Annotated in this window: 28 protein-coding genes and 2 tRNA genes; 15 read left to right on the top strand and 15 right to left on the bottom strand. The window is 59.6% G+C overall.

Annotation, left to right across the window (positions count from 1 at the left end; genetic code table 11):
• Positions 1-66: 66 nt before the first annotated feature.
• From ACP7B1_RS17160 to ACP7B1_RS17145, 4 genes are all read right to left on the bottom strand, one after another.
• Positions 67-143: transfer RNA gene (locus ACP7B1_RS17160), tRNA-Arg, on the bottom strand.
• Positions 144-215: 72 nt separating this feature from the next.
• Positions 216-521 (bottom strand): ETC complex I subunit, encoded by a 306-nt coding sequence (locus tag ACP7B1_RS17155; protein WP_105735719.1) that lies wholly within the window; start codon positions 519-521, stop codon positions 216-218.
• A 76-nt stretch (positions 522-597) separates the two neighbouring features.
• Positions 598-674 (bottom strand) — tRNA-Pro (locus ACP7B1_RS17150).
• A gap of 648 nt (positions 675-1,322) precedes the next feature.
• Positions 1,323-2,444 (bottom strand): helix-turn-helix transcriptional regulator, encoded by a 1,122-nt coding sequence (locus ACP7B1_RS17145; protein WP_346305524.1) that lies wholly within the window; start codon positions 2,442-2,444, stop codon positions 1,323-1,325.
• A gap of 350 nt (positions 2,445-2,794) precedes the next feature.
• Here ACP7B1_RS17145 and ACP7B1_RS17140 point away from each other — a divergent pair, with 350 nt between their 5' ends.
• Complete coding sequence (locus ACP7B1_RS17140) at positions 2,795-3,190, top strand: hypothetical protein (protein WP_223611209.1); 396 nt, start codon at positions 2,795-2,797, stop codon at positions 3,188-3,190.
• Positions 3,191-3,235: 45 nt separating this feature from the next.
• On the opposite strand, the gene hdaA is transcribed toward ACP7B1_RS17140, so the two are convergent.
• Genes hdaA through ACP7B1_RS17125 form a run of 3 tightly spaced genes read right to left on the bottom strand, consistent with a single transcriptional unit; the run spans position 3,236 to position 5,660 of the window.
• Positions 3,236-3,922 carry a DnaA regulatory inactivator HdaA gene (gene hdaA, locus ACP7B1_RS17135; protein WP_403172614.1) on the bottom strand — a complete coding sequence of 229 codons (687 nt, stop codon included), beginning with the start codon at positions 3,920-3,922 and terminating at the stop codon, positions 3,236-3,238.
• A 33-nt stretch (positions 3,923-3,955) separates the two neighbouring features.
• Positions 3,956-5,131 carry an AI-2E family transporter gene (locus ACP7B1_RS17130; RefSeq protein ID WP_346305712.1) on the bottom strand — a complete coding sequence of 392 codons (1,176 nt, stop codon included), beginning with the start codon at positions 5,129-5,131 and terminating at the stop codon, positions 3,956-3,958.
• Positions 5,082-5,660 carry a CDP-alcohol phosphatidyltransferase family protein gene (locus tag ACP7B1_RS17125; protein WP_346305711.1) on the bottom strand — a complete coding sequence of 193 codons (579 nt, stop codon included), beginning with the start codon at positions 5,658-5,660 and terminating at the stop codon, positions 5,082-5,084. Before ACP7B1_RS17125 ends, ACP7B1_RS17130 begins: the two co-directional genes overlap by 50 nt.
• 181 nt (positions 5,661-5,841) lie before the next feature.
• Between ACP7B1_RS17125 and purM the strand changes: the two genes are divergently transcribed.
• Positions 5,842-6,903, top strand: a complete 1,062-nt coding sequence (gene purM / locus ACP7B1_RS17120) for a phosphoribosylformylglycinamidine cyclo-ligase (RefSeq protein ID WP_403172589.1) — start codon at positions 5,842-5,844, stop codon at positions 6,901-6,903.
• Positions 6,900-7,523 (top strand): phosphoribosylglycinamide formyltransferase, encoded by a 624-nt coding sequence (gene purN / locus ACP7B1_RS17115; RefSeq protein WP_346305710.1) that lies wholly within the window; start codon positions 6,900-6,902, stop codon positions 7,521-7,523. Before purM ends, purN begins: the two co-directional genes overlap by 4 nt.
• A gap of 17 nt (positions 7,524-7,540) precedes the next feature.
• Here purN and ACP7B1_RS17110 read toward each other — a convergent pair whose 3' ends face one another.
• The 3 genes from ACP7B1_RS17110 to ACP7B1_RS17100 all read right to left on the bottom strand — a co-directional run bounded on the left by ACP7B1_RS17110 (position 7,541) and on the right by ACP7B1_RS17100 (position 10,341).
• Entirely contained in the window at positions 7,541-7,846 is a 306-nt protein-coding gene (locus tag ACP7B1_RS17110; RefSeq protein ID WP_346305709.1) for an addiction module antidote protein, read from the bottom strand.
• Entirely contained in the window at positions 7,843-8,148 is a 306-nt protein-coding gene (locus ACP7B1_RS17105) for a type II toxin-antitoxin system RelE/ParE family toxin (RefSeq protein ID WP_346305708.1), read from the bottom strand. Before ACP7B1_RS17105 ends, ACP7B1_RS17110 begins: the two co-directional genes overlap by 4 nt.
• An 81-nt stretch (positions 8,149-8,229) precedes the next feature.
• Positions 8,230-10,341: a molybdopterin oxidoreductase family protein gene (locus ACP7B1_RS17100; protein ID WP_426137150.1), complete on the bottom strand. Its 2,112-nt coding sequence runs from the start codon at positions 10,339-10,341 to the stop codon at positions 8,230-8,232.
• 159 nt (positions 10,342-10,500) lie between these two features.
• Here ACP7B1_RS17100 and ACP7B1_RS17095 point away from each other — a divergent pair, with 159 nt between their 5' ends.
• Positions 10,501-11,148, top strand: a complete 648-nt coding sequence (locus ACP7B1_RS17095; protein WP_346305706.1) for a glutathione S-transferase family protein — start codon at positions 10,501-10,503, stop codon at positions 11,146-11,148.
• Positions 11,149-11,151: 3 nt separating this feature from the next.
• Here ACP7B1_RS17095 and ACP7B1_RS17090 read toward each other — a convergent pair whose 3' ends face one another.
• A complete protein-coding gene (locus ACP7B1_RS17090) occupies positions 11,152-11,994 on the bottom strand; it encodes an EamA family transporter (RefSeq protein ID WP_346305705.1) in 843 nt (280 codons plus the stop codon).
• Between the two features lie 102 nt (positions 11,995-12,096).
• Entirely contained in the window at positions 12,097-12,627 is a 531-nt protein-coding gene (locus ACP7B1_RS17085) for an NADPH-dependent FMN reductase (RefSeq protein ID WP_346305704.1), read from the bottom strand.
• An 82-nt stretch (positions 12,628-12,709) separates the two neighbouring features.
• On the opposite strand from ACP7B1_RS17085, the gene ACP7B1_RS17080 reads away from it, so the two are divergent.
• From ACP7B1_RS17080 to ACP7B1_RS17065, 4 genes are all read left to right on the top strand, one after another.
• Positions 12,710-13,570: a 23S rRNA (adenine(2030)-N(6))-methyltransferase RlmJ gene (locus tag ACP7B1_RS17080; protein WP_346305703.1), complete on the top strand. Its 861-nt coding sequence runs from the start codon at positions 12,710-12,712 to the stop codon at positions 13,568-13,570.
• Between the two features lie 60 nt (positions 13,571-13,630).
• A complete protein-coding gene (locus ACP7B1_RS17075) occupies positions 13,631-14,080 on the top strand; it encodes a hypothetical protein (RefSeq protein ID WP_346305702.1) in 450 nt (149 codons plus the stop codon).
• A gap of 13 nt (positions 14,081-14,093) precedes the next feature.
• Entirely contained in the window at positions 14,094-14,843 is a 750-nt protein-coding gene (locus tag ACP7B1_RS17070; RefSeq protein ID WP_346305701.1) for a ribonuclease T2, read from the top strand.
• Positions 14,844-15,097: 254 nt separating this feature from the next.
• Complete coding sequence (locus ACP7B1_RS17065) at positions 15,098-15,694, top strand: glutathione S-transferase (RefSeq protein ID WP_346307861.1); 597 nt, start codon at positions 15,098-15,100, stop codon at positions 15,692-15,694.
• Between the two features lie 63 nt (positions 15,695-15,757).
• Here ACP7B1_RS17065 and ACP7B1_RS17060 read toward each other — a convergent pair whose 3' ends face one another.
• Positions 15,758-16,399, bottom strand: a complete 642-nt coding sequence (locus tag ACP7B1_RS17060; protein ID WP_223611223.1) for an outer membrane protein — start codon at positions 16,397-16,399, stop codon at positions 15,758-15,760.
• A 501-nt stretch (positions 16,400-16,900) separates the two neighbouring features.
• Here ACP7B1_RS17060 and ACP7B1_RS17055 point away from each other — a divergent pair.
• The 6 genes from ACP7B1_RS17055 (at position 16,901) to ACP7B1_RS17030 (ending at position 21,640) form a co-directional block, all read left to right on the top strand.
• Positions 16,901-17,665 carry an SDR family oxidoreductase gene (locus tag ACP7B1_RS17055; RefSeq protein ID WP_403177523.1) on the top strand — a complete coding sequence of 255 codons (765 nt, stop codon included), beginning with the start codon at positions 16,901-16,903 and terminating at the stop codon, positions 17,663-17,665.
• Positions 17,662-19,770 carry an excinuclease ABC subunit UvrC gene (gene uvrC, locus ACP7B1_RS17050; RefSeq protein ID WP_403172477.1) on the top strand — a complete coding sequence of 703 codons (2,109 nt, stop codon included), beginning with the start codon at positions 17,662-17,664 and terminating at the stop codon, positions 19,768-19,770. Before ACP7B1_RS17055 ends, uvrC begins: the two co-directional genes overlap by 4 nt.
• A 111-nt stretch (positions 19,771-19,881) precedes the next feature.
• Positions 19,882-20,466, top strand: a complete 585-nt coding sequence (gene pgsA / locus ACP7B1_RS17045; protein WP_105735750.1) for a CDP-diacylglycerol--glycerol-3-phosphate 3-phosphatidyltransferase — start codon at positions 19,882-19,884, stop codon at positions 20,464-20,466.
• A gap of 4 nt (positions 20,467-20,470) precedes the next feature.
• Positions 20,471-20,728: a molybdopterin converting factor subunit 1 gene (gene moaD / locus ACP7B1_RS17040; RefSeq protein WP_346306802.1), complete on the top strand. Its 258-nt coding sequence runs from the start codon at positions 20,471-20,473 to the stop codon at positions 20,726-20,728.
• Positions 20,729-20,732: 4 nt separating this feature from the next.
• Complete coding sequence (locus ACP7B1_RS17035) at positions 20,733-21,212, top strand: molybdenum cofactor biosynthesis protein MoaE (RefSeq protein WP_346306801.1); 480 nt, start codon at positions 20,733-20,735, stop codon at positions 21,210-21,212.
• A complete protein-coding gene (locus tag ACP7B1_RS17030; RefSeq protein WP_346306800.1) occupies positions 21,209-21,640 on the top strand; it encodes an META domain-containing protein in 432 nt (143 codons plus the stop codon). The genes ACP7B1_RS17035 and ACP7B1_RS17030 overlap by 4 nt, the downstream gene beginning before the upstream one ends.
• 65 nt (positions 21,641-21,705) lie before the next feature.
• Here ACP7B1_RS17030 and ndk read toward each other — a convergent pair whose 3' ends face one another.
• A complete protein-coding gene (gene ndk, locus ACP7B1_RS17025) occupies positions 21,706-22,128 on the bottom strand; it encodes a nucleoside-diphosphate kinase (RefSeq protein ID WP_077114036.1) in 423 nt (140 codons plus the stop codon).
• Positions 22,129-22,374: 246 nt separating this feature from the next.
• Positions 22,375-23,067, bottom strand: coding sequence for a glutathione S-transferase family protein (locus ACP7B1_RS17020; RefSeq protein ID WP_346307790.1), 693 nt, complete (start codon positions 23,065-23,067; stop codon positions 22,375-22,377).
• Positions 23,068-23,283: 216 nt separating this feature from the next.
• Between ACP7B1_RS17020 and ACP7B1_RS17015 the strand changes: the two genes are divergently transcribed.
• A complete protein-coding gene (locus ACP7B1_RS17015; protein WP_346307791.1) occupies positions 23,284-25,182 on the top strand; it encodes an ABC-F family ATP-binding cassette domain-containing protein in 1,899 nt (632 codons plus the stop codon).
• Positions 25,183-25,275: the final 93 nt, after the last annotated feature.

Below are 25,275 nucleotides of genomic sequence, written 5' to 3'. Positions count from 1 at the left end.
TGCACAGCAAATCAACAGCCGGATTGCCTCGCTATCCGGGAAACAGAACTGGTTCTCTTTGGTAAGTGGCGATCCCGGCTGGATTCGAACCAGCGACCGTCGGCTTAGAAGGCCGGTGCTCTATCCAGCTGAGCTACGGGACCAGTTTTACACCGGCGATCACAGTATCGCCGGGAAATCCGAACAAACTGCAAACAAGGCCAAACGTCAAAGAATCAGTGCGTCCAGGGCTGCTTGCGGTCAAAGCGGAAGTTTTCCGAATAGGAGACAACGCGCCGTCTTGTTTCCTTGGGTTCCTGCACCGAATAGGCAATGCCGTTCTTCTGTGCATAGGCGATTGCCTCTTCCTTCGTTTCGAAGGACAGGCGGATCTGGCTCTTCATGTCGCGCGACGACGTATAGCCCATCAGCGGCTCAACCTTGCGCGGCTGTTCCGGCTCGAATTCCAGCATCCAGCTTTCGGTCTTGGCCTTGCCGGACTGCATGGCTGTTTTTGCGGGGCGGTAAATACGTGCTGCCATTAGAAGAAATCCCTTTGTCTGAAATCCCGATATAGTACAGGCTTCGGTTCAGTACCAGCAGCATCATCGGTTGAAATGGTCGGAGCGGAGAGATTCGAACTCCCGACCCTCTGGTCCCAAACCAGATGCGCTACCAGGCTGCGCTACGCTCCGTATCATGTTCAACGTTGGCTTCCCTAGAGTTTTAGCCCTGAGAACGCAAGGGCCTAAATCGACAAAAGAAACAAAAATGGAAAATAAGCCACGCGGCGGGACCTTACGGCGCCGAAAGCCCCGCCAAAGCCCAACCGGCGACGCTCCACCGTATCGCCCTATCCTCAACCTCCTGAACAGAATGATTCGAATTCCGGTGTTTCGCCCCCTCCACTCCATTACCGAGCAAGAATTGCATCGACGTACCTTAAATGGGTGATGCGCAATCGACAGAATTCACTTCAAATAACTCCAAACAACAGAGATGTTCCATAGGAGGTATCATGAAGAGTGCAATCAATATAGTTATGGTCGCCATTGGTGGTTTGGCCCTTTTCCCGAGTATCGCTGAAGCCGGATGCCAGATGCAGAGGCAGTGTGTGCTCAAGCAACGGATAGAATACCGCACTCAATACCAGCGCAGTTGCGATACGGTGAGACAGTTTGAAGGCGGTGTCTTGGTTCCACGCACATTTTGCTCGTCGCGCCCGATCCGTTCCCCCTACCCCGTCGCTTATCAAGATTGCTCCCAGGTACAACGGGTCTGCAATGGCCTCGACTCGTTGATCTCGAACAAGAACAAACGTCCCTAGGACCTGACATAACTGATCAGCGGCGACTCAAGAACAAGGCGGCGATCTGACTTTGCCGCCGCGTTTCCGTTTTCAGGAAAATCGCTTTCAATTGCGTCCTTACCGTTTGAACACTGATTTTCTTCGTATCGGCATATTCGAGAGGTGAGATACCTCTCGCTATGGCATGTGCCAGAGCCGTTTCAGCGGGCGTCAATCCATAGCCCTGAAGCGCCGACGCATCCGGTTCCGATGAAACGGGATGCAGGATGAGGAGTGCTACCGGGATATCCTCGAACACCCGATCGAAAACGGTTTCGATGGTATTGCGAGAAAGGGGCGCGACTGTTGCGTGCAAGGCGCTGCCGTTTTGGGATTTAACGGCAAAAGTTCCTTTTAAACGGCGATAGTCGGTTCTTGCGATAGCCCCCAATGCGGATTGCAACATGATGTCTGCTTGCTCGTCGAGCAATTTCAATCGTCCCGAACGCTCGATGCGGAACACCGTCGTTGCCTGAGGAACGGTGGCAACCGCCTGGTTGCTATGAATGACACCCCCGAGCCGGTCGATGAAAAATATAGCGCCGGTCGTACCCTCCAACGCGGACCGATAATCTTCGTTCTGCACCAAACTTGGAACGGACCTCATGATCTCAAACGAGCGCGCTATATGCGATCCGAGTAAATTGAATATATTACTTACCGATGCCTGCAAATATTCCGCCTGTTTGCCGCGCATATTGCCCGATAAAATCAACAACCTGCCGGCATTGCGCTTCAGTATGACGCCACTGGCAGCTACAATATCCTGGGTTCTCAAAAAATCATTGTAGAATTCGGTTTTTATGAGCGCGTTCCGGTCACAGAACTCTTCGGAATGAAATGTCAGGCCAACCGGCTTGCAAGTCAGATGAGGCACCCATACATTTTTCGCCGCATAGTATTCATTGTAAGCGGATTTGAAATTTTCATCGATCTCAGACGTTATTAAACCCAGGCTGGCTCGCTCGACAACGTCGTGTGCCTGGATACATATGTTGGTACCATCCAAAAGATTGGATGTGTCCTCAAGGAATTTTGACCATTTACTCTGGTCGACAGCTGCATTGTAAATCGTTTGAACAAGGTTGTTAAAATCATTCATCGTGATTTCAACCATTGTATCCCCCAAAGCCTATTCTTCGATATACATGAAGTATTGATCAGAATGATCCAAAAGCTCAATAAGCAAAAAGGATGGCATCCCCTGCAGGGTCGCAGACCCACAGGCAGAGACCGGCAAGATTGCCCGTCGTCCCGACGGCTCGGCGACAAATGGCTTGATTGTAACGTCCGACTTTGGAACACTCCCTGCTGCTCGAACACACCAGCCTTTGACGGGCCGATGAGCCACGTTGAAGATATGTCCTTGATCCGGGGCAATCCCCCCGGGACTGGTTTTGCAGGGAACGCCCGTCGCCAGCCTTGATTTCCATGCCGGCGCATATTTCAAACCGTTGGAGTTTCATCATGTCAGCACATATCGAGATCACAGATTCGGCAGCATTCGACCTGGCCCAAAGCATCGCCGATACCCAGAAGGCGAAACTGCGGGAGCAGCAGATGCACCAGATCAGCGATGACGACATGCAGGTCGGTGAAACCTGGTTTGTCTGGGGCATCTTCAGCGCCATCACCGATGATCGCCCGCGGCAGCAGAAACTGCTGGCCGATTATCTCGCCCGGAAAATCCAGCCGCGCGGCGACATTGCCAAAATCGTCAGGGATACGCTTGCGCTCGACAGCGAGGGCAACCAGCTGTTCAACGCGATTTCCACCGCCGGCCGGCAGGCCTATCACGAAGACGGCGACCATCATCTGAGCAAGATCGCCGCCATCTTTCTCAATGCCATCAAGAACCATTGACGCTTTCCGCGTCAAAGCAATTCAGATCATGGAAGGCCGGACGCGCTAAAGATCGAAGGTCGCCTGCCCCTCGTCGAGGGCCGTGACGACGCTGGCGGCCAGCGCGCGGGTGATTTTCGATTTTTTCTCCAGCGCCGCGCGGTCGAGGCGCTCGACAACGCGGCTGGCGGTGGACAGCGACCGCTCGATATGGCTGACCAGAAAGCTGATCACATTGGGATCGACGGCGATCTGCCGGTCGGCAAACAGCTTGTACATCACCCCGGACAGGAGCATGTCATCCGGCTCGCCGATCTCCACCGTCGTTGCCGCCTTCAGGCGTGAGGCAAGGTCAGGCAGTTTTACCGGCCAGGTGCCCGGCCAGCGGCGCGACGTCATCAGCAGGCTCGATCCGCTCTGGCGCACGCTGTTGATCAGATGGAAAAGCCCGGCTTCATCGATCGGACCGTCGCCGATGGCATCGATCAGGAACGGACCGGTCCTGCCCGAGGCATCGCCGATATGCGCGGCATCGATCACGGTTGCCTCCGATTCGGCCTTCCAGACCGCCGCCAGATGCGTCTTGCCCGACCCGGTCGGCCCGGCCAGAATGACGACGGGAGAAATCCAGCCCGGCCAGCGGTCGACAATGTCCACCGCCGCCATGTTGGAGGCGGTGACAATCAGGTCGTCGCGCGAATATCCCGGCTCATGGCCAAGATCGAGCGGCAGTTGTCGCGGTGCATCGGTCATGTCAGGTGAAATACAGTCAATGCCGCCCGGATGTCACCGGATTTCTTTGGACCGCCCGCTTTTGCCGTAATCGCCTGTGTAGAGCGGGGATTGCCGGTAACGGCCGATGACAAAGCGCACGAGCACACCCATGGCCGCAGCCGTCGGCACGGCGATCAGCATGCCGGTGAAGCCCATGAGCGAACCGAAGGCAAACAGCGCGAACATCAGCCAGACCGGATGCAGCCCGACGGAGGAGCCCACCAGTTTCGGCTGGAGAATATTGCCCTCGAAGAACTGGCCGATGAAGAACACCACGGCCACGGCACCCACATAGAAATAGTCCGGCCAGAACTGCACCAGCGCCACGCCGATCGCCAGCACCAGCCCGACCAGCGAACCGACATAGGGGATGAAACTGATGAGACCGGCAAACAGCCCGATCAGCAGCCCGAAATTCAGCCCGACGATGGTCAGCCCCACCGCATAGATCATACCGAGCAGCAGGCACACCGTGCCCTGCCCGCGCACGAAGCCGGCAATGGCCTTGTTCATGTCGCGGGCGATTTCGCGCACCGTCTGCACATGGTCGCGCGGCGTCAGGTTGTCGATGCTCTGCACCATGCGGTCCCAATCGAGCAGCATGTAGAATGCCACGACGGGCGTGACGACGAACAGCGCCGCGACATCGATGAGCGTCTTGCCCGAACTCCAGATCGACTGCAGCAGGGTGGACAGGAAACCGGCACCCTGCTGCAGCAGGGAATCGAGGCTGTTGCGGATGACGGATGCATCGACGCCGATGAAATCCTTCAGCCACTGGGAATCGCGGTTGGCGATCAGTTCCTGCAGCCGGGCGACATAGCTCGGCAGGCGGGCGATGAAATCGGTCATCTGTGAGGCGAGGATCGGCACGAGGATCATCAGCAGCAGCGCAAAGGTCACCAGGAACAGGATCAGGATGACGATGGTTGCCAGAAGGCGCGACATACCCAGGCGTTCCAGCCGGTCGGCGACCGGATCGAGGAAGTAGGCAAGCACGAGCCCGGCCACGAAGGGCAGCAGGATCGACGAGAAAATGTAGAGGAACAGCGCCAGGAACACCACGGCGCCGGTCCAGAAAAACGCCTGACGCCGCACGGCGGTTGCCAGCGTGTTCACCTGCACATCCACGTGGATGTCACGTTCGGCCGGTGGTGTCGTCTTCGTCTTGCTTACGGTTTTGCTCATAGCCAGCCATGTGTTGTGTCCATGCCACGAGATAGGCAGTGGAGGACGCTGCGGTCAAGAGTGCAACCATCCATACCAGAATCGTCCGCCCCGCGCCGAACGAAAATTGGAAGGTCATATCAGCCAGTGTAAACGCCACCAGCACGATCTGCAGCGCCGTGTTCGCCTTGGACACGAACAGCGGGCGCATTTCCACCGGATTGGCCATCACCGTCGACAGCAGCACCGCACTGATAATGAGGATGTCACGCGAAACAACGATGACAACCAGCCAGACCGGCAGCTCGTTCAGGAACCCGAGAACGACGAACAGGGTGACCAGCAGCAGCTTGTCGGCCATGGGATCGAGATAGGCGCCCAGCTCCGAACGCTGGTCGTAGCGCCGGGCGATGTAGCCATCGACACCATCGGAAACGCCGGCGATGACGAAACCGACAAGCGCCGCACCGACGGAACCGGACAGCAGCGCCATGACGATGAACGGCACGAGGATGAAGCGGAAGATGGTGATGTAGTTGGGAATTGTCACTCGGCCGGCTTCCTCGCATTTTCTATTGTTACGCTCTAGATGGACGCGGCAGCGGTATTGCTCAACCCCTTTCCGGCGGCCAAACTGTCGATATCTGGTGTTTTCACCCGGCTTGGGGCACTCAGAGCTTGCAGCGACGGCGGAGTCGTGCCATTTCGCCAGCAACAATCCGGAGCTGACAATGACGATCAAAAATGGCCTCACCTATGCGCAGGCAGGCGTCGATATCGATGCCGGCAATCTGCTTGTCGAAAAGATCAAGCCGATCGTGCGCTCGACGCGCCGTCCCGGTGCCGATGGCGAGATCGGTGGTTTTGGCGGCCTGTTCGACCTGAAAGCCGCCGGTTTTACCGATCCGGTCCTCGTTGCCGCCAATGACGGCGTCGGCACCAAGCTGAAGATCGCCATTGATGCGGGTGTGCATGACACGGTCGGTATCGATCTCGTCGCCATGTGCGTCAACGATCTGGTGGTTCAGGGCGCGGAACCGCTGTTCTTCCTCGACTATTTTGCCACCGGCAAGCTCGACCCGGATCAGGGCGCAGCCATTGTCAGCGGCATCGCCGAGGGCTGCCTGCAGGCCGGATGCGCGCTGATCGGCGGTGAAACCGCTGAAATGCCGGGCATGTACCGCGATGGCGATTACGATCTTGCAGGCTTTGCCGTTGGCGCCGCCGAACGCAACCAGCTGCTGCCGTCGGGCGATGTTGCCGAAGGCGATGTCATTCTCGGCCTTTCCTCCTCGGGCGTTCATTCCAACGGCTTTTCGCTGGTCCGGCGCATCGTCGAACTGTCAGGCCTTGGCTGGGATGCCGATGCACCCTTCAAGCCGGGCACATCGCTCGGACAGGCGCTGCTGACGCCGACGCGCATCTATGTGAAGCCGCTGCTGGCGGCGATCCGCGAAACCAATGCGATCAAGGCGCTTGCCCACATCACCGGCGGCGGTTTCCCCGACAATATTCCCCGGGTTCTGCCGAAAGAGCTGACGGCCAGCATCGATCTTTCCGCCATTTCGGTGCCGCCGGTCTTCTCCTGGCTGGCAAAGGTCGGCGGCGTCGCGCGCGATGAAATGCTGCGCACGTTCAATTGCGGCATCGGCATGATCGCCGTTGTCGCCCCCGAAAATGCCGATGCTGTGCTCGCTGCGCTGAAAGCGCAGGGCGAGGATGCCGTGCGTCTTGGCACCATGGTTGCCCGCGCCGACAGCGGTGTTGTCTATCAGGGCAACCTAGCGCTGTGAGCAGCGCAGCCCGCAAAAAGCGCGTCGCGGTCCTGATATCGGGCCGCGGCTCCAACATGACCGCTCTGATTGAAGCAGCCAAGGCGGCTGACTATCCCGCCGAGATCGTCGCCGTGATTGCCAACAAGCTTGATGCCGGCGGACTGGAAACGGCAAAAGCGCATGGCATTGCCGCCCATGCCATTGCCCATCGTGATTATCCGACAAAGCAGGCGCATGAGGCCGCCGTCTCCGCTGCGCTGCATGCAGCGGGAGCGGAAATCGTCTGTCTCGCCGGTTACATGCGGCTGATGTCGGCGGAGTTCGTTCAGGCCTGGGAGGGCCGGATGATCAATATCCATCCGTCGCTCTTGCCGCTGTTCAAGGGCCTGCATACGCATGAACAGGCGCTTGAAGCCGGTGTCCGCGTGCATGGCTGCACCGTGCACTTCGTCACGGCGGGCATGGATGAGGGACCGATCATTGCCCAGACAGCCGTGCCGGTGCTCAATGGCGATACAGCAGACAGTCTTGCATTGCGGGTGCTGTCCGTGGAGCACGAGACCTATGCCCGCGCCCTGGCGCAGGTGGCATCCGGCAAGGCCGTCATGCAGGACGGACGCACGGTTTTCAGCGATTGATCGCGTGACGCCGCTGCTTACGCAGCATCTTTCTTGTTCTTTGTCGCAGACACAATTTTCAGTTGCAGTCCAAGTGCGTCGGCGACTTTGGTAATCGTCGCCAGTTCCGGATTGCCCTCACCGCTCAAGGCTTTGTAAAGCGCCTGACGCGTCAGCCCGGTTTTGCGGGCAAGATCGCTGATACCCCGTGCACGGGCCACATCGCCCAGCGCACGGGCTATATGGGAGGCATCTCCGCCCTCACACGCTGCCAGCAGATATTCCTCAATCATGTCGTCGGAATCGAGATACCGCACCGGATCAAATTTCCGCAGCTTGGTCATGATCTACGCTCCTTGAATTCCCGCGCCAGTACTTTTGCTCTTTTAATATCCCGATCTTGCGAGGCTTTGTCACCGCCGCAGAGCAGAATGATCACGATGTCGCCACGCACACAAAAATAGACTCGATAGCCGGGCCCATAATCAATTCGGAGTTCACTCACACCTTCACCCACGGCTTTGACGTCGCCGGGGTTACCGCCGGAGAACCGGCGCAATCTTTCCACTATTCGCACGCGCGCACGGCCATCCCGCAAGTTGTCAAGCCACGCGGTGAACACCTCTGTTTCCAGAAAGTTCTTCATCAGTCTTGTAAACCATAGTTGTCAAAATGTATAGATACTCAAAATCGCAAATTCAAAAAACAGTCGAAAACATCAATAAAATCAATTCATTGCCGGGCGAACCCAAACCTTGCTGTCGTGGAAGGCTGCGCCGCCGTAGGGCGCCGACGCGTCCGAGCCCGTCAGGACGTTGATGCCCTCGCCGCGCTCGAATGCCGAATTGCGGAACAGGCCTTCCGAGATCACGACGCCGCGCTTGAGACCAGCGTTCAGGCGGGCATGCACCACCACTTCGCCGCGCTCATTGCCGATTTCGACACGCATGCCCTCCTCGATGCCGAGACCGCTCGCATCGTCCGGATGGATCAGCAGCTCCGGGCGGCCCTCTTTCAGCATCGAGGTCGGCGTTTCGGCAAAGGTCGAGTTGAGGAAATTATGCGCGGGTGACGTGCCCAGCCGGAACGGATGTTTTGCATCCGCGACTTCGATGGCTTCCCAATAATCCGGCCATTGCGGCAGAGTCGCGAACGGTCCCTGCGTGCCCATGGACTGCGGCGGACGGTTCGGCGACGGGCTGCCGGTCCAATCCGGCTTGAAGCGGAATTTGCCGTCGGGCCAGTTGAAACCCTTCTCGTAATGCGCGGTTTCGTAATCCGGCTGTACATCAAGCCAGCGGATTTCCTTCAGCACGTCATAGCCCGGCAGATTGCTCGCCGCCATCATATGGTCGATCAGCGTCCTGGCATCGAGATCGAAGCCCGGCAGGTCGCCGACGCCGAGGCGTTTTGCCAGTTCGTTGATGACGTAGAGATTGGGCCGCGTTTCGCCCGGACCGTCGATCAGCTTGGGACCGAGCACGATATGCTGCTGGCCGCCGCCGCGATAGATGTCGTCATGTTCCATGAACATGGTGGCCGGCAGCACCACATCGGCCAGCTTTGCCGTGTCGGTCATGAACTGTTCATGCACGACCATAAACAGGTCCTCGCGCAGCATGCCCTGCTTGATCAGGCGCTGCTGCGGCGCGACATTGGCCGGATTGGTGTTCTGGATCAGCATCGCCATGACGGGCGGCCCGCCATAAAGCGTCTCCTTGTCGCCGTTCAGCGCCAGACCGATTTTCGACTGGTCGATATGGCGAACGGAGGAATCCTTGAAGGCCTGCCCTTCGATTTCCCGCTTGTCCATGCGGAAAATGCCGGAGTTGGAGTGAAATGCCCCGCCGCCCTCATGCTTCCAGGCGCCGGTGACGGCCGCAATGGACAGCGCCGCATGCATGTTCACAGCACCGTTGCGCTGCCGGGTGAAGCCGTAGCCAAGCCGGAAGAATGTCTTCTTCGTCGTACCGACCAGCCGGGCGAACGCTTCGATCTCCGCGACCGTCAGGCCGGTCAGCGCCGCCGCCCATTCCGGCGTGCGGCCGGCAAGATGCGCTTCCAGTCCCTTCGGATCGTCCGTATAGGCGTTGAGATAGTCCCAGTCGGCAAGGCCATCGCGGAACAGCACATGCATGACCGCGCAAGCCAGCGCCCCGTCGGTGCCCGGCTTCAGCACGAGGCCGAGATCCGCCTGCCGCACGGTGGCGTTTTCATAGATGTCGATGACAACGATCTTGGCGCCGCGCTCCTTGCGGGCGCGTACCGCGTGGGTCATCACATTGACCTGCGTGGCCGCCGCATTGGTGCCCCAGATCACCACACAATCGGACTTGGCCATTTCGCGCGGATCGACGCCGCCAAGCTTGCCGGTCCCAGCGAAAAACCCGGTCCAGGCCATGTTGGTGCAAAAACTGTCGAACTGGTTGGAATATTTCTTGGCGTGCCGCAGGCGGTGCATGGAATCGCGCTGCACCAGCCCCATCGTACCGGCATAGATATAGGGCCAGATGCTTTGCGAGCCGTATTCCGCTTCGGCCTTGAGGAAGCGTTCAGCGACCAGATCAAGCGCTGCATCCCAGCTTGCCTCTTTCCACACGCCCTCGCCTTTGGAACCGCCGCGGACAAGCGGCTTCAGCAGCCGGTCGGGATGATGGATGCGCTCGGCATAGCGGGCAACTTTGGCGCAGATGACACCGGCCGTATAGCTGTTGTCCTTGGCGCCGCGCACACGGCCGATCTGGCCGGAATCGAGCACCTCGACATCGAGCGCGCAGGTCGAAGGGCAATCGTGAGGACAGGCCGAATGGCCCGTGCGGAGAATGACAGCTTTGTTCATGGCCTATCCATAGCGCAGTTTTCGCGCCGCCGGAATGGGCTGGATAGCGGCTGCAGACGCAAAATGTCGCGACCACGCTTGACGCTGGCGAGCGGACTTGATACTTAAGTAATCACTTTAGTATTGAATACTGGTCAAGCTTTGCATGGGAGGCCCGAAATGTCACTGAAACTGTATTTTCACCCGCTATCGTCGTTCTGTATGAAAGTGCTGACCGCGCTGTACGAGAACGACACGCCCTTCGAGCCCTGCATGGTCGATTTCATGAACGAAGAGGCAAGCGCTGAATTCCGCAAGATGTGGCCGATCCGGCAGTTTCCGGTCTTGCGCGACGAAGCCCGGGGCCAGACCGTTCCTGAATCCAGCATCATCATCGAATATCTCGCCGAGCATTTTCCCGGCAGGACGCCGCTTTTGCCCTCCGAGCGGGAGCCGGCACTGGAAACACGCTTCTACGACCGCTTCTTCGATCTGCACGTGCATGTGCCGATGCAGAAGGTCGTCACCGACAGGCTGCGTCCCGCGGGCCAGAACGATACGCTGGGCGTTGACCATGCCAGACAGAAGCTGCGAACCGCCTATGATGTGCTCGAGGACCGTCTCAAAGGCCGGACCTGGGCGGCAGGCAACGCCTATACGATGGCGGACTGCGCCGCTTCCCCCGCGCTGTTCTATGGCGACATGGCCGTGCCGATCGGCGAGGGATATCCCGTGCTGACCGCTTATCGCGATCGCCTGATGAACCGGCCGTCCTTTGCCCGCGCGCTGGAAGAGGCAAAGCCCTATTTCGACATGGTGCCGAAATAGGCGTCAGGCAAGGCGCATCACGGCGGCGCCCGCGGCGATCAGCGCCACGGCGATCAGGCGCTTGGCGCCGACATTCTCCTTGAGAACCAGGGCGGAGATGGCGACCGCAAACAGGATTGACGTTTCGCGCAAGGCGGCCACGGCTGCAACCGGGGCCATGGTCATCGCCCACAGGGCAAGACCGTAGGAGCCGAGCGTGCCGACGCCGCCGACCGTAGCCAGACGCGTCCGCTTGAGGAAATGCGGCCAGAGCTCGCCCTTGCGGGTCACGACGGTCCAGAGAAACAGAGGAATGGCGTTGAGGGTGAAAACCCACATCGTATAGGCCGCCGGTGTGCCGGAATGCCGGACGCCGATGCCGTCGATCAGGGTGTAGGTGGCGATGACCAAAGCATTGATCAAAGCAAAGACCGTCGTGGCGCGGTTGGCCCCTGCCCGCCGCCGCGCCTCCAGCGCCAGCACCAGCACGCCGCAGCAGATCAGTGCAATGCCCGACCATTTCTGCGCCGACAGGAATTCGCCGACCAGCGGACCGCTGGCAATGGCGACGAAGAGCGGCGCCGTGCCGCGCATGATGGGATAGGCCTGGCTCATGTCGCCGCTGCGGTAGGCCGCCGCGACAAGCGCGAGATAGATGAGCTGGACCACGCCCGATGCCGCCAGAAACGGCCAGCTTTCGCGCGCCGGTACCGGCAGGAACGGCAGGCAGACCATGGCGATCACCCCCGCCGAAGTCACGACCACGACGGTGTTGAGGAATTTATCGCCCTCGGATTTGACGACAGCATTCCAGCTTGCATGCAGGAATGCGGCAAACAGGACAATGAGAACAACCGTTCCGGACATGATCAGACCCCGGCACGCCCGAAATGCGCGTGCTCTCCGCGCTCAATGACACATTTGGGTCATAAGGCAAATTCGATAATCTCATCTTTAAAATGAGAAGTTCTAAACGGCATTGATACCGTCGACAAAACTGGCAAGACCCGCGCGCAGCGGCGCACCGAATTCCGCGCTTTTGGCGATGCCGTCCGCGTCCAGCTTCTTGCCCTTGAGCGGCAGGGTGAGCGACGCACTCGTGACCACATGCGCCGACATCGTCATCAGGACTTCCATGAGAAGCGGCGTGATGCGCTCCGAGTGCGGCGAAGTATTGATCAGAAGCACCGGCTTTCCCGGGAATTCGATGCACGACACGAGCCAATCCAGCATGTTCTTGAAGCTGCCGGGAATGCCATGGGCATATTCCGGACAGGAAATGATCAGACCATCCGCCGCACCGACCTGCTTGCGCAACGCCACAATCTTCTTGGGCGGGTTGTCGCCGTCGAGATCGGGATTGAAGGGCGGCAACCCCGCCAGCCCCGCATAAAGCGCCACGCTGACACCGGCGGGTACCAATTGACTGCAGGCTTCCAGCACCGACTTGTTCATGGAAACGGCGCGCAGGCTGCCGGACATGGCGAGAAGTTTTGTCATTGGAAGACCTTCGGGAATCAATTTGACAATCAGCATAGCGAGATGCTTGCGATAGCACCAACATCGTGAAACAAGCAGGGCCATGAACTACCGTCACGCCTATCACGCCGGCAATTTCGCCGATGTCGTCAAACACATTATCCTGACGCGGATTGTGCTCTATATGCAGCGCAAGGACCATGGCTTTCGCGTCATCGATACCCATGCGGGTATCGGCCGCTATGATCTCAAGGGAACGGAAGCGGGCAAGACAGGCGAATGGCAGAGCGGCATCGGCCGCCTGCTCGAGGCCAAACTGGATACGGATGTCGCCGGCCTCATCCAGCCCTATCTGGACATTGTGCGCGCCGAAAATCCCGATGGCGCCATCCGCCACTATCCCGGTTCGCCGCTGATCGTGCGGCACTTGCTGCGCAAGCAGGACCGGCTGTCGGCACTTGAACTGCATCCGGACGATGCCCGGCTCCTTGCCGAGGTGTTCGAAGGCGACGTGCAGGTGCGCGTGACACAGCTGGACGGCTGGCTGGCGCTGGGCGCCCACCTGCCGCCCAAGGAAAAGCGCGGCCTCATCCTCGTCGACCCGCCGTTCGAAATCGGCGGGGAATTCGACCGCCTGGCGGAAGGCCTGGTCAAGGCGCACCGGCGTTTTGCCGGCGGCACCTATGCCTTCTGGTATCCGGTCAAGGACCGCCAGGAGGTCAAGCGTTTCGCCTCCCTCCTGCACGATACCGGCATTCCCAAAATCCTGCGCGCGGAGCTGATGATTCGAACGCCCTCGCCGGAACCGCGGCTCGATGGCACCGGCATGATCATCGTCAATCCGCCTTTCACGCTGGAGGGCGAGCTGCGCAGCGTTTTCCCGGCGTTGTCAAAAGTCCTCAGTGACGGGCAGAATGCCGGTTTCACCGTCGATTGGATCCGCGGCGAGCAAGTTGGTGCTTGACCGCGCGCATCGGCTGTCCGACATTGGTCGCAAATCGATACCTCATGGAGAGTGACCCCTATGGCACGCGTTTCCACCCTTCTCGCCACGACCCTTGGCGCTGCATTGGCAATTTCGTCCGCCGTTCCGGCGTTTTCCGCCGATTTCCTGCAACGCGCGCCCAGCCAGACCTATGACGACACCTGCGGCAAATCCGGTGTCCTCAATCGCATCGTCAACCGGTTCTCCTATCAGGTGCATCACGTGCCGGGCCTGCAGCAGGTGGCAATCCAGGATTTCAGCGACGTTCATCAGCAGCGCTATGAGCCGAGCCGCAATCCGGAAATGTCGGCCGTCCCGCGCTATTATTGCCAGGCGACCGCTCATCTCTCCGATGGCAGGCAGCGTCCAGTCTGGTATGTGGTCGAAGAAGGCTTGGGTTACGCTTCCATCGGCAACAATGTCGAGTTCTGCGTGGCCGGGTTCGACCGCTGGAACGTTTACAATGGCAGCTGCCGCAGCCTGAAATGATCCGTGACCGCTGATGCAGCTCGGCAGCCTGGCGCGCTATGCCCTGTTTGCAGCGCTTCTCGGCGTGTCGGTACTGACCTATCTGCGTGAGCAGCAGCCGCGCGAAAGTCTTGTTCCCTCGCAGACGCCCGGGGTGATTGCCGCGGGCGAACGCCAGACAACCGGCGCGCCCGCCGCATCCGTGCCGGCGGGCAGCGGTTTTGATTTCTACGTTCTCGCATTGTCCTGGTCGCCCAGCTATTGCGCCGCCGAGGGCTCGAATGCCAACCGGCAGCAATGCTCGACAGGACGCCCCTATGGCTTCGTCGTGCACGGGCTCTGGCCGCAATATGAACAGGGCTATCCGCAGGACTGCACCACCGACGAGCCGCGCGACGTACCGTTCAGCCAGGCCAGGCAGATTTCCGACATCATGCCGTCCGCCGGGCTCGTCACCTACGAATGGCGCAAGCACGGCACCTGCACCGGATTGACGCAGAAAGACTATTTTTCCGTGATGCGGCAGGCGGTATCGCGCGTCGCCATCCCGTCCGCCTATAGCCAGCCCACCCAGCGGGCGCCCGTCAATCCGCAACTTGTCGAACAGGCCTTTGTCGCGGCCAATCCGGGAATGACGCGGGATGCGGTCTCCGTCACCTGCGACAGCACATACCTGCGCGAGGTGCGCGTCTGCCTGACCAAGGACCTGCAGTTCCGCAGTTGCCCGGAGGTGGACCGCTCCTCTTGCCGCCGACGCTCCGTCGACATGCCGGGAACGCGGTAGAGCTGCCGATCACCCCCCTCTGGGCTGCCGCCCATCTCCCCCACAAGGGGGGAGATCAGCCTTCACTATCGTTTCATCCAATCTTGAACGGTTGAATGTTTCCTGAAATCATTGATGTCGATGTGATCTCCCCCCTTGTGGGGGAGATGTCCGGTAGGACAGAGGGGGGTGTTGTCAATCTGATCTGAACGCTTTGCGAAAAGCCGCCGGGCGTTTACCGTTTGCCATCGAATCGTCAACCGAGGAGCGTCATCGTGACGAAAGTTCTGTATTCCCCCGCCTCGCCCTACAGCACCAAGGTGCGCATGGCTGCCCATTACGCCGGCATTCCGATTGAAAGTGTCCTCGTGGACACCAATACGGCCCCGGCTGAACTGATCAACGCCAATCCGCTCGGCAAGATTCCGACACTCATTCTCGACGACGGCAAGGCGCTCTACGACAGCCGCGTCATCACCCAGTATTTCAACCGCGTGTCGGGCAACAAGATTTTCCCGCGCAATGCCGAAAAGCGGCTGGAGGCGGAACAGCTGGAATCCGTTGCGGACGGCCTGTGCGATGTCCTGCTTGCCCATGTCTATGAGCGGCGCTTCCATCCGGAAGAAAAAATCCATCAGCCGTGGCTCGACTGGCAGTGGGCCAAGGCGATCCGCGTGCTCGACTATCTCAATGCGGCGCCGCCGCGCCTCGGCAAGAAGCTGCATGGCGGCCATATCGCGCTGGCCGCCGCCCTCGCCTATGCGACCCTGCGGTTCGAAGGCAAATGGGAAAAGGGCCGTTCGAAACTCAAGCGCTGGCAGAAGCGGTTCGAAGAACTGCATCCCGAGCTTGCGGCACTGCTGCCGAAGTAAATCCGGAACAACAAAAAAGCCGGGCAGTTTCCTGCCCGGCTTTTTCTGGAGGTCAAGTCCAGATTAGAACTTGTAGCCAACACCAACGCGAACTTCGTTCGTGGTGATCTTGTTCGATACGCTGTCGATGCCGCCCAGATCATAGTCCTTCTTGCCAAAGTCGGTGTAGCGATATTCAACGCGGCCAACGATGTTCTGGGTGATCTTGGCTTCTGCACCGGCACCGGCTGTCCAGCCGACGTGGGTCTTGCTTTCGCTGCCGAGAGGACCGGACAGCTTGCTGTCGGTAATGGCAACACCGCCTGTACCGTAGAGCAGGACCGGATCAAGAGCGATACCGGCACGGGCACGGATAGAACCTTCTACGCCCTGCTTGGCCTTGTAGCCGAAGTTGTTTTCCTTGGCACCGGAGTAGCCGATGTCGCCTTCAGCACCGTATACGAACTGGCCGTTCTGCAGGTTGTAGCCGCCGTAAGCGCCACCCTTCAGGCCGTCGGCATCGAGCTTGCCAACACTGGTCTTGTTCTTGTTCCAGCCATAACCGCCGTAAACACCGAGATATGCACCAGACCAATCGGCCTGGGGCGCCTGGTATGCAGCTTCAGGCGCAGGAGCCTGTTCGGTGATGACGTCAGCAGCGAGAACGGGGGCGGAGAGCGTCAGCACAGCCGCCGAAGCGAGGATCATTGTCTTAAGAGTGCGCATGGCAATCTCCTTTTTTTAAACTCTTCTACACGGAGCGGGCACTTGGTCGGGGGGATGAACCAAAAGTTGCGTCCGCTGAACGAGAGGAACATTCGCTTCTCATTGTGGCGGCACTCGCGCCAGACTGTGAAAAGAAACTGTCGAGAAAATGGCAGAAATGCGATGTGTTCATTATGCAACATTTTGAATTAGCCAATGATTTCAACGGCGTAAAAATAGTACGACAAAATAGATTTTACGAAATATTTGAGAAAATTTTATTGAAAAGTCCGCAATCCGTCGATTTCAATATAGTATACTTAACCGATACTTAAACTCTGCATTATTCTTGCATTTCTCGGCCGATTTTCGTGGCTATACGCACCTTCATCTGGCGAAAATGCCATGAATGAGATGAATAACTGGTATTTCTCATTTGTCAGTGCAGATGCCGCCAAACCCTCGCGCTTTGCCGATATCGTCCCTATATTCGAGCATGAATCGCAGGATTGGGAGAGCCATTTGCACAGAGATAAGACCGTTGCCCTTGTCACAGGCGGCGCAAGGCGCGTTGGTAAGGCGATTGTAGAGAATCTTGCCGCCAACGGTTTTGCTGTGGCTATTCATTGCAATCATTCGCTCGAAGAGGGTCAAGCTCTGCTGCGTGCAGTAGAGGCGGCCGGAGGCACCGCGGCGGTGGTCCAGGCGGATCTGACCGACGGCGACGCGGTTCGCGGCCTGATCGGCAGCGCCGAGGATGCGCTCGGTCCGGTGGAAATTCTTGTCAACAATGCGTCGATCTTTCATGACGACGGGTTCGGCAATTTCGACAACAGCGTCTGGGACAGGCATTTCGCCGTGCACGTGAAGGCCCCGGTCCTGCTGGCGGATGCGATGAAATCAGCGCTTCCCGACGGGGAGAACGGCCTCATCGTCAATATTATCGACCAGCGCGTGTGGAGACTCACGCCGAAATTCACCTCCTACACCCTGTCGAAGGCCGCATTGTGGGCCGCGACCCAGACCATGGCGCAGGCGCTGGCCCCGCATATCCGGGTCAATGCCATCGGTCCGGGCCCGACCATGCAGGGCGAACGTCAGGAGAGAATCGATTTTGAACAACAAGTTGACGGCCTGCTGTTGAAACACGGGCCCGATCTGGCAGAATTCGGCAACACGATCCGCTATCTCTGGCAGACGCGCTCCATCACCGGGCAAATGATTGCCCTGGATGGCGGGCAGCATCTGGCGTGGGAGACGCCGGATGTCACGGGAATGGCAGAATGACCAACGCACGCAATCATCCGGCAATCGATCCGGCCCCGCCGCTTTCCCCCGACGGGAACGCGGAGGATAGCGATGTGATGCTGGATGACGACGGTCCGCTCGCCGAGGAAAACAGCGAGCCGATCCGCGATGTCGCCGCGCTGATCAATGCGATCGAATGGGATTCCAGCGTCGAAAGCGACGGAACCAGCGGTGCCGATGTTATTGGCGAACTGGTCAAGCGCCTGCCCAACAAGCCCGGTGTCTACCGCATGTTCAACGGGGACGGCGATGTGCTCTATGTGGGCAAGGCCCGCAACCTGAAGAAGCGCGTTTCCAACTATGCACGCGGTCAGGGCCACAACAACCGCATCGCCCGCATGATCCGCGAAACCATGAAAATGGAATTCGTCGTCACCCGCACCGAGACCGAAGCGCTGCTGCTGGAAGCGAATCTCATCAAGCGCTTGCGCCCGCGCTTTAATGTTCTGATGCGGGACGACAAGTCGTTTCCCTATATCCTGCTGACGGCGCCCAAGCAGACCGACCGGCGGCTGGCACCGGGCATTTTCAAGCATCGCGGTGCCCGCTCCTCGAAGGGCGATTATTTCGGCCCCTTTGCCTCGGCGGGTGCTGTCGGGCGCACGATCAACGCGCTGCAACGCGCCTTCCTGCTGCGCACCTGCACCGATTCGTTCTACGAAAACCGCACGCGTCCGTGCCTGCTCTACCAGATCAAGCGCTGCTCGGGTCCCTGCACCGGTGAAATCAGCGAAGCGGATTATGACGAGCTGGTCACCGAGACCAAGGCGTTTCTGTCCGGCAAGAGCCAGGCGGTGAAAACCCATCTGTCCGATGCCATGCGCGAAGCCTCCGCCGAACTCGATTTCGAGCGCGCGGCGGTCTATCGCGACCGCCTGTCTGCTCTCTCCCACGTCCAGTCGCATTCGGGCATCAACCCGCAATCGGTTGAAGAGGCCGATGTCTTTGCCATCTATCAGGATGGCGGCACCACCTGCATTCAGGTGTTCTTCTTCCGCACGGGCCAGAACTGGGGCAACCGCGCCTATTATCCCAAGGCCGATTCGTCGCTGTCGAGCGCCGAGGTGCTCGGGGCCTTTCTGGCGCAGTTCTACGACGACAAGCCCTGCCCCTCGCTGATCATGCTGTCGGAAACGGTGGAGGATCAGGAACTGCTCGGTGTTGCCCTGACGGCGAAATCCGACCGCAAGGTGACGATCACCGTGCCGCAGCGCGGCGAGAAGAAGGATCTTGTCGAACACGCGCTCAGCAATGCCCGCGAGGCGCTTGGCCGCCAGCTGGCCGAGACCTCGTCGCAGTCGCGCCTGCTCAAGGGGGTCGCCGAAACCTTCGGTCTGGAAAAGACACCGCGCCGCATTGAGGTCTACGACAACTCCCACATCATGGGCACCAATGCCATCGGCGGCATGATCGTCGCGGGGCCGGAGGGGTTTGTCAAAAACCAGTACCGCAAGTTCAATATCCGCTCGACGGAGATCACGCCGGGCGACGATTTCGGCATGATGCGCGAAGTGATCGAGCGCCGGTTCAGCCGCCTCGTCAAGGAACACGGCACGCCGGAGAACAAGGACATGCCGGATGCACCGGCGGATGAGGAGATCGATGAATTCGACGAGGAGTCCGATGCCTTCCCCGCATGGCCTGACATCATCCTGATCGACGGCGGCCAGGGCCAGATGAGCGCGGTGCGCGGCATTCTGCAGGAGATGGGGATTGCCGACAAGGTGACGGCCATCGGCGTTGCCAAGGGCGTGGACCGCGATGCCGGGCGCGAGCGGTTTTTCATGGAGGGCAAGCAGTCCTTCACCCTGCCGCCGCGCGATCCCGTCCTGTATTTCCTGCAGCGGCTGCGCGACGAGGCGCACCGCTTTGCCATCGGCACGCACCGCGCCAAGCGCAAGAAGGAAATGGTCAAGAATCCGCTGGATGAGATCGCCGGGATCGGCCCTTCACGCAAACGTGCACTGCTTCATCAGTTTGGCACGGCTAAAGCTGTATCGCAGGCCGCTGTGGAGGATCTGATGAAGGTGGACGGGATATCGGAAGCAATGGCCATCACCATTCGCGATCATTTTCGCACCTAGTTTGGTTTACTTATTGAAATCGGGACACAATTGCGCCCGACTCCGGAATGATGAGCTTGACGTTTGGCGGACAAGCCCGTTTGATCGGCACTGATTTGATTGGTTGGAAATATGCCCAAGAACAACGCCTACTCCTTGCCGAACCTGTTGACCTATGGGCGCATTCTCGCGGTGCCGCTGGTCGTGCTGTGCTTTTTCCTTGAAGGCAGCCTGCAATCCAGCGATGCGGCGCGCTGGGGCGCGCTGGTCATCTTCGCCATTGCCAGCATCACCGACTTCTTCGACGGCTATCTCGCACGCATCTGGAAACAGACCTCGACCATCGGCCGCATGCTCGATCCGATAGCCGACAAACTGCTGGTATCGGCCTGCCTTTTGCTGTTGGCGGCGGACGGAACCATTGCCGGCTGGACGCTGTGGGCGGCGATCATCATCCTGTGCCGCGAAATTCTCGTTTCGGGCCTGCGCGAATATCTGGCGGAACTGAAGGTCAGCGTGCCGGTGAGCCAGCTGGCGAAATGGAAGACGACGATCCAGATGTTTGCCGTGGCCATCCTTCTGGCAGGGCCCGCCGGCGACAAGATCGTGCCGCATACGACGCAGTTCGGCATCGCGCTGTTGTGGGTGGCGGCCCTCGTGACACTCTATACCGGCTGGGACTATTTCCGTGCCGGCCTCAAACATGTGGTAGACTAGAGCCATGGCAGTGAAACTTGTATATTTCGCGTGGGTGCGCGAACGCATCGGCAAGGGCGAGGAGATCATCGATCTCGCGCCCTCCATCGTGACCGTCGGCGATCTCCTGAGCCACCTCAAAACCCGCGGCGAGGAATATGAGGCGGCGCTGGAATATCAGGACGTCATCCGCGTGGCCATCAACCAGGAACATGTCGACCACAAGACGCCGATTGGCGGCGCGCATGAGATTGCCCTGTTCCCGCCCATGACCGGCGGCTGAAGCCATGTCCGGCGCGATCCGACCGCGCGTCGCCATCCAGAGCGACGATTTCGATACGGCCGCTGAAATTGCCCGCCTGACATCGGGACGCCATGACATTGGCGCCGTCGTCACCTTCAGCGGCCTGTGCCGGGATGAAGCCGGGACGCTGCAGGCGCTTGAAATCGAGCATTATCCCGAAATGGCCGCCCGCGAAATCACCCGCATTGCCGGCGAAGCGCTCGGCCGCTGGCCGCTGACGGGGCTCACGGTCATCCACCGCTATGGCATGATCCGGCCGGGCGAGAACATCGTGCTGGTCGTGGCTGCCTCCGCCCATCGCCGCGCCGCCTTTGACGCTGCCGCCTTCCTGATGGATTATCTGAAGAATGCCGCACCCTTCTGGAAGAAGGAACACCTTGCCAGTGGTGCGGCAAGCGGCTGGGTCGAGGCCAAATCGACCGATGCGGCGGCACTTACGCGCTGGCAGGAGATTGAGAAATGAGACGGCTTGCCATTCTGTCACTCTTCATCGGCTTCGCCGGCGTGATCGCGCTGTTCGGCCTGTCGTTCAAGGCACACAGCGAAAGCCGCGTGCCTGATATCACCGGTGTGTCCTGGCTGGCGGAAGACATCAATGGCGGCGGCGTCATCGACTTCGCCCAGACAACCCTCACGATCGGCCGTGACGGTGCGGTGAGCGGTTCCGGCGGCTGCAACCGTTTCATGAGCAAGGCTGTGGTCAAAGGCCGCAAGCTCACATTCAAGCCGGCGGCGGCAACGCGCAAACTCTGCCCGCCTGCCCTGATGGATCAGGAACACAAGTTCTTTACGGCGCTGGAACGCACCCGTTCCTTTTCGGTCGTCGGCGGCAAACTCATCTTGCGCGATGCATCGGGCAAAACCATTGCGCAGCTGGCGCGGCAGGACTGAATTCACAGCCCTTTAAAACAAAAAGCCGGGAAAATCCCGGCTTCTCGCTGTCTGATCTGAAACAATCAGCCGACGACTTCCGTACCGGAGAACCAGTAGGCGATTTCTTCAGCGGCTGTCTCAGGCGCATCGGAACCGTGAACCGAGTTTTCGCCGATCGACAGGGCGAATGTCTTGCGGATGGTGCCTTCATCGGCATTGGCCGGGTTGGTGGCGCCCATGACTTCGCGGTTGCGGGCAATGGCGTTTTCGCCTTCCAGAACCTGGACGATGGTCGGTGCGGAGGACATGAATTCAACGAGTTCGCCGAAGAAAGGACGTTCCTTGTGAACGGCGTAGAAGCCTTCGGCTTCGCGGCGGCTCATCCAGACGCGCTTGGAAGCAACAACACGAAGACCAGCCTCTTCCAGCTTCTGTGTGATGGCACCGGTCAGGTTGCGGCGCGTCGCGTCGGGCTTGATCATCGAGAAAGTGCGTTCAATCGCCATGGAATAAAACCTTGTCGTTAGGGGAATTGGATGGCGGCTCTATAGCGTCAGGCAGCCCCTTTGCCAAGGGGCTGTGCCGAGAAACAGGCAATGGCATGGTGCGTGGTTCGACAGGCTCACCATGAGGGCGGTGGTTTGATTGCAAGGCTCATCTCAGATGTTGCAGAATATACCCCCTGCAATCCTCAATCTCCCTCATGGTGAGCCTGTCGAACCACGCACAACCCTGCTGCCCAAATTGCAAACCTATGCAGCAGCGCTGATCTCGCGGGCAATGCCGCCATGCAGATCGAGGCAGCGCTCGAACCACGCATGCACCGGATCCTTCTCGTCCACAAGCTTGAACGGCGTCAGCACCCGCACCCACTGGAACGCCCCGAACACGATGTAATCGCTGAACAGCGGGCCCTCGCCGCCGATGAACGGCTGCGACAGCAGCATCTTGCGCAGCGGTTCGAGGCTCTTGGTGAAGGCGTCGTGCCTGGCGTCACGTTCGGCAGCCACCTCCTCCAGCGGACGGCCGAAGATTTTCTCGCGGCTTTCGCGGAAATAGGCCTGGTTCGGCGCATCGAGAATATCGTGCACCGGCATGAGGATGACGAGGTTCAGATAGGGATGCAGTGTCATCTGCGACCAGCCCTCGACGAACCGGGCCATGGCCCGGCCACCCTCGCCCTTGAACAGCGACGGCCGGTCGGGATAGGTGTCTTCCAGATACAGGGCGATCTCGAAGGAATCCGCCACACGCGTATCGCCATCGCGGATGATGGGCACCTTTGGCGAGAACGCGCCTTCGAGCTCCGGAATACCCTTGAACGACACGCGATTGCGGTTGAATGGCAGGCCCTTGTGGGCCAGCGACATCACGGTTTTCCAGCAATGCGGGCTGAATGGCCTGTTCAGATCCGTACCGACGAGTTCGTGCAGAATGATTCCCATGGAAAGGCGCCTCTGTTTGGATATTATGGCAGCAAGACTGACGCATTTCGGCAGAAAGTCAATTTGCTGCAACAGCATTTTCGCATGCGCGCCGCTCTGTGCGAACGTGCCCAATCGGACACAGATATCGCCTAACCCCACTTTCCCGCGCAATCGGGCGATATCTGCAGCATGCACGGCTTGCGAAATGCGCATTTCCCGTGCAAAAGCGCGGCCATGCTTATTCTCAACGACATATCCGTGCGTATGGCCGGACGCCTGCTGATCGATCACGCCAACCTCAACCTGCCGTCGGGCACGAAGGCTGGACTGGTCGGGCGCAATGGCGCGGGCAAATCCACCCTGTTCAAGGTGATCACCGGCGAGATGCCGGCGGAAACCGGCGATTTCTTCCTGCCCAAGAACATCCGCATCGGCCAGGTGGCGCAGGAAGCGCCGGGAACGGAAGATTCCCTGCTCGAGATCGTGCTGGCCGCCGACCAGGAGCGCACCGCCCTTCTCGCGGAAGCCGAAACCGCCACGGACCCGCACCGCATCGCCGAAATCCACATCCGTCTGGTCGATATCGACGCGCATTCGGCCGAAGCGCGCGCCGGTGCGATCCTCTCCGGCCTCGGCTTCGATTCCGAAGCGCAGAAGCGCCCGGCCTCGTCCTTTTCCGGCGGCTGGCGCATGCGCGTGGCGCTGGCGGCTGTGCTCTTCGCCGAGCCGGACCTCTTGCTGCTGGACGAGCCGACCAACTATCTCGATCTGGAAGGCACGCTGTGGCTGGAGGATTATGTCCGCCGCTATCCGCACACGGTCATCCTGATCAGCCATGACCGCGACCTTCTCAACTCGGCCGTCAATTCGATCATTCATCTCGACCAGACCAAGCTGACGCTGTGGCAGGGCAATTACGACCAGTTCGAACGGCTGCGCAGCGAAGCGCTGGAGCTGCAGCAGAAGCAGCGCACCAAGCAGGAAGCGCACCGCAAACATATGGAGGCCTTCGTGGAGCGTTTCCGCGCCAAGGCATCCAAGGCCAAGCAGGCGCAGTCCCGCCTGAAGGCGCTGCAGAAGCTGAAGCCGATTTCGTCCGTCATCGAAGACCATGTGGCGCCGTTCCATTTTCCCGAGCCGGAAAAGGTGGTGGCATCGCCGATCATCGCCGTTGAAAGCGGTGAAGTCGGCTACACGCCGGGCAAGCCGGTGCTGAAACATCTCAACCTGCGCATCGATGCGGATGACCGTATCGCGCTGCTGGGTTCGAACGGTAACGGCAAGTCGACACTGGCCAAGCTGATCAGCGGACGTCTCGCGCTGCAGAGCGGCCGGATGACGGTGGCGCCGAACCTGAAGATTTCCTTCTTTGCCCAGCACCAGCTCGACGATCTGGTGCCCGAGGACAATGCCATCGAGCATGTGCGCAAGCTGATGCCCGATGCGCCGGAATCCAAGGTGCGCGCGCGCGTCTCGCAGATGGGCCTGGCCACGGTGAAGATGAACACGGCGGCAAAGGACCTTTCCGGCGGTGAAAAGGCGCGTCTTTTGATGGGGCTTGCGACCTTCCAGGGTCCGAACCTGCTCATCCTGGACGAGCCGACCAACCATCTGGATATCGACAGCCGCGAAGCGCTGATGCATGCGCTCAACGATTTCGACGGCGCCGTCATCCTGATTGCGCACGACAGGCACCTGATCGAAGCCACGATGGACCGGCTCTGGCTGGTGCGTGACGGCGCGGTTGCGCCCTATGACGGCGATCTCGACGCCTACCGTTCGCTGGTTCTGGCCGATGCCAAGGCCGAGCGCTCCGGCAACAGCAAGATCAACGCCGATGACGGACAGAAGCTGACCAAGGCCGAGCAGCGCAAGCTGTCGGCGCAGAAGCGCGAAGCCTTGAAGCCCTTGCAGAAAAAAATCCAGGAAGCCGATGCCATGGTGCAGCGCTTCCAGAAGAAGATCGAGACCCTGCAGGACCAGCTGGCCGATCCGGTCATCTACAGCCGCGAGCCGGCCAAGGCGACGCAGATCGGCAAGGAAATCGGCTATGCCAAATCCTCGCTCGCCCGGGCGGAAGAGGAATGGCTGACGCTGTCGACCGAATATGAAGAGGCGATGGCCGATCTGTAACGGGAACGTTACCCCGCAGTGCGTGGTTCGACAAGCTCACCATGAGGGAAGTGAGTTGACTGCAAAGCTGATCTTAGAAGTTGCAGAATAGAG

The organism is Phyllobacterium sp. SL163 (assembly GCF_049896885.1).
Lineage (GTDB): Bacteria > Pseudomonadota > Alphaproteobacteria > Rhizobiales > Rhizobiaceae > Phyllobacterium > Phyllobacterium calauticae.
The sequence above is the reverse complement of the archived record's forward strand: the minus strand, read 5'-3'. Positions and strand labels throughout refer to the sequence as shown.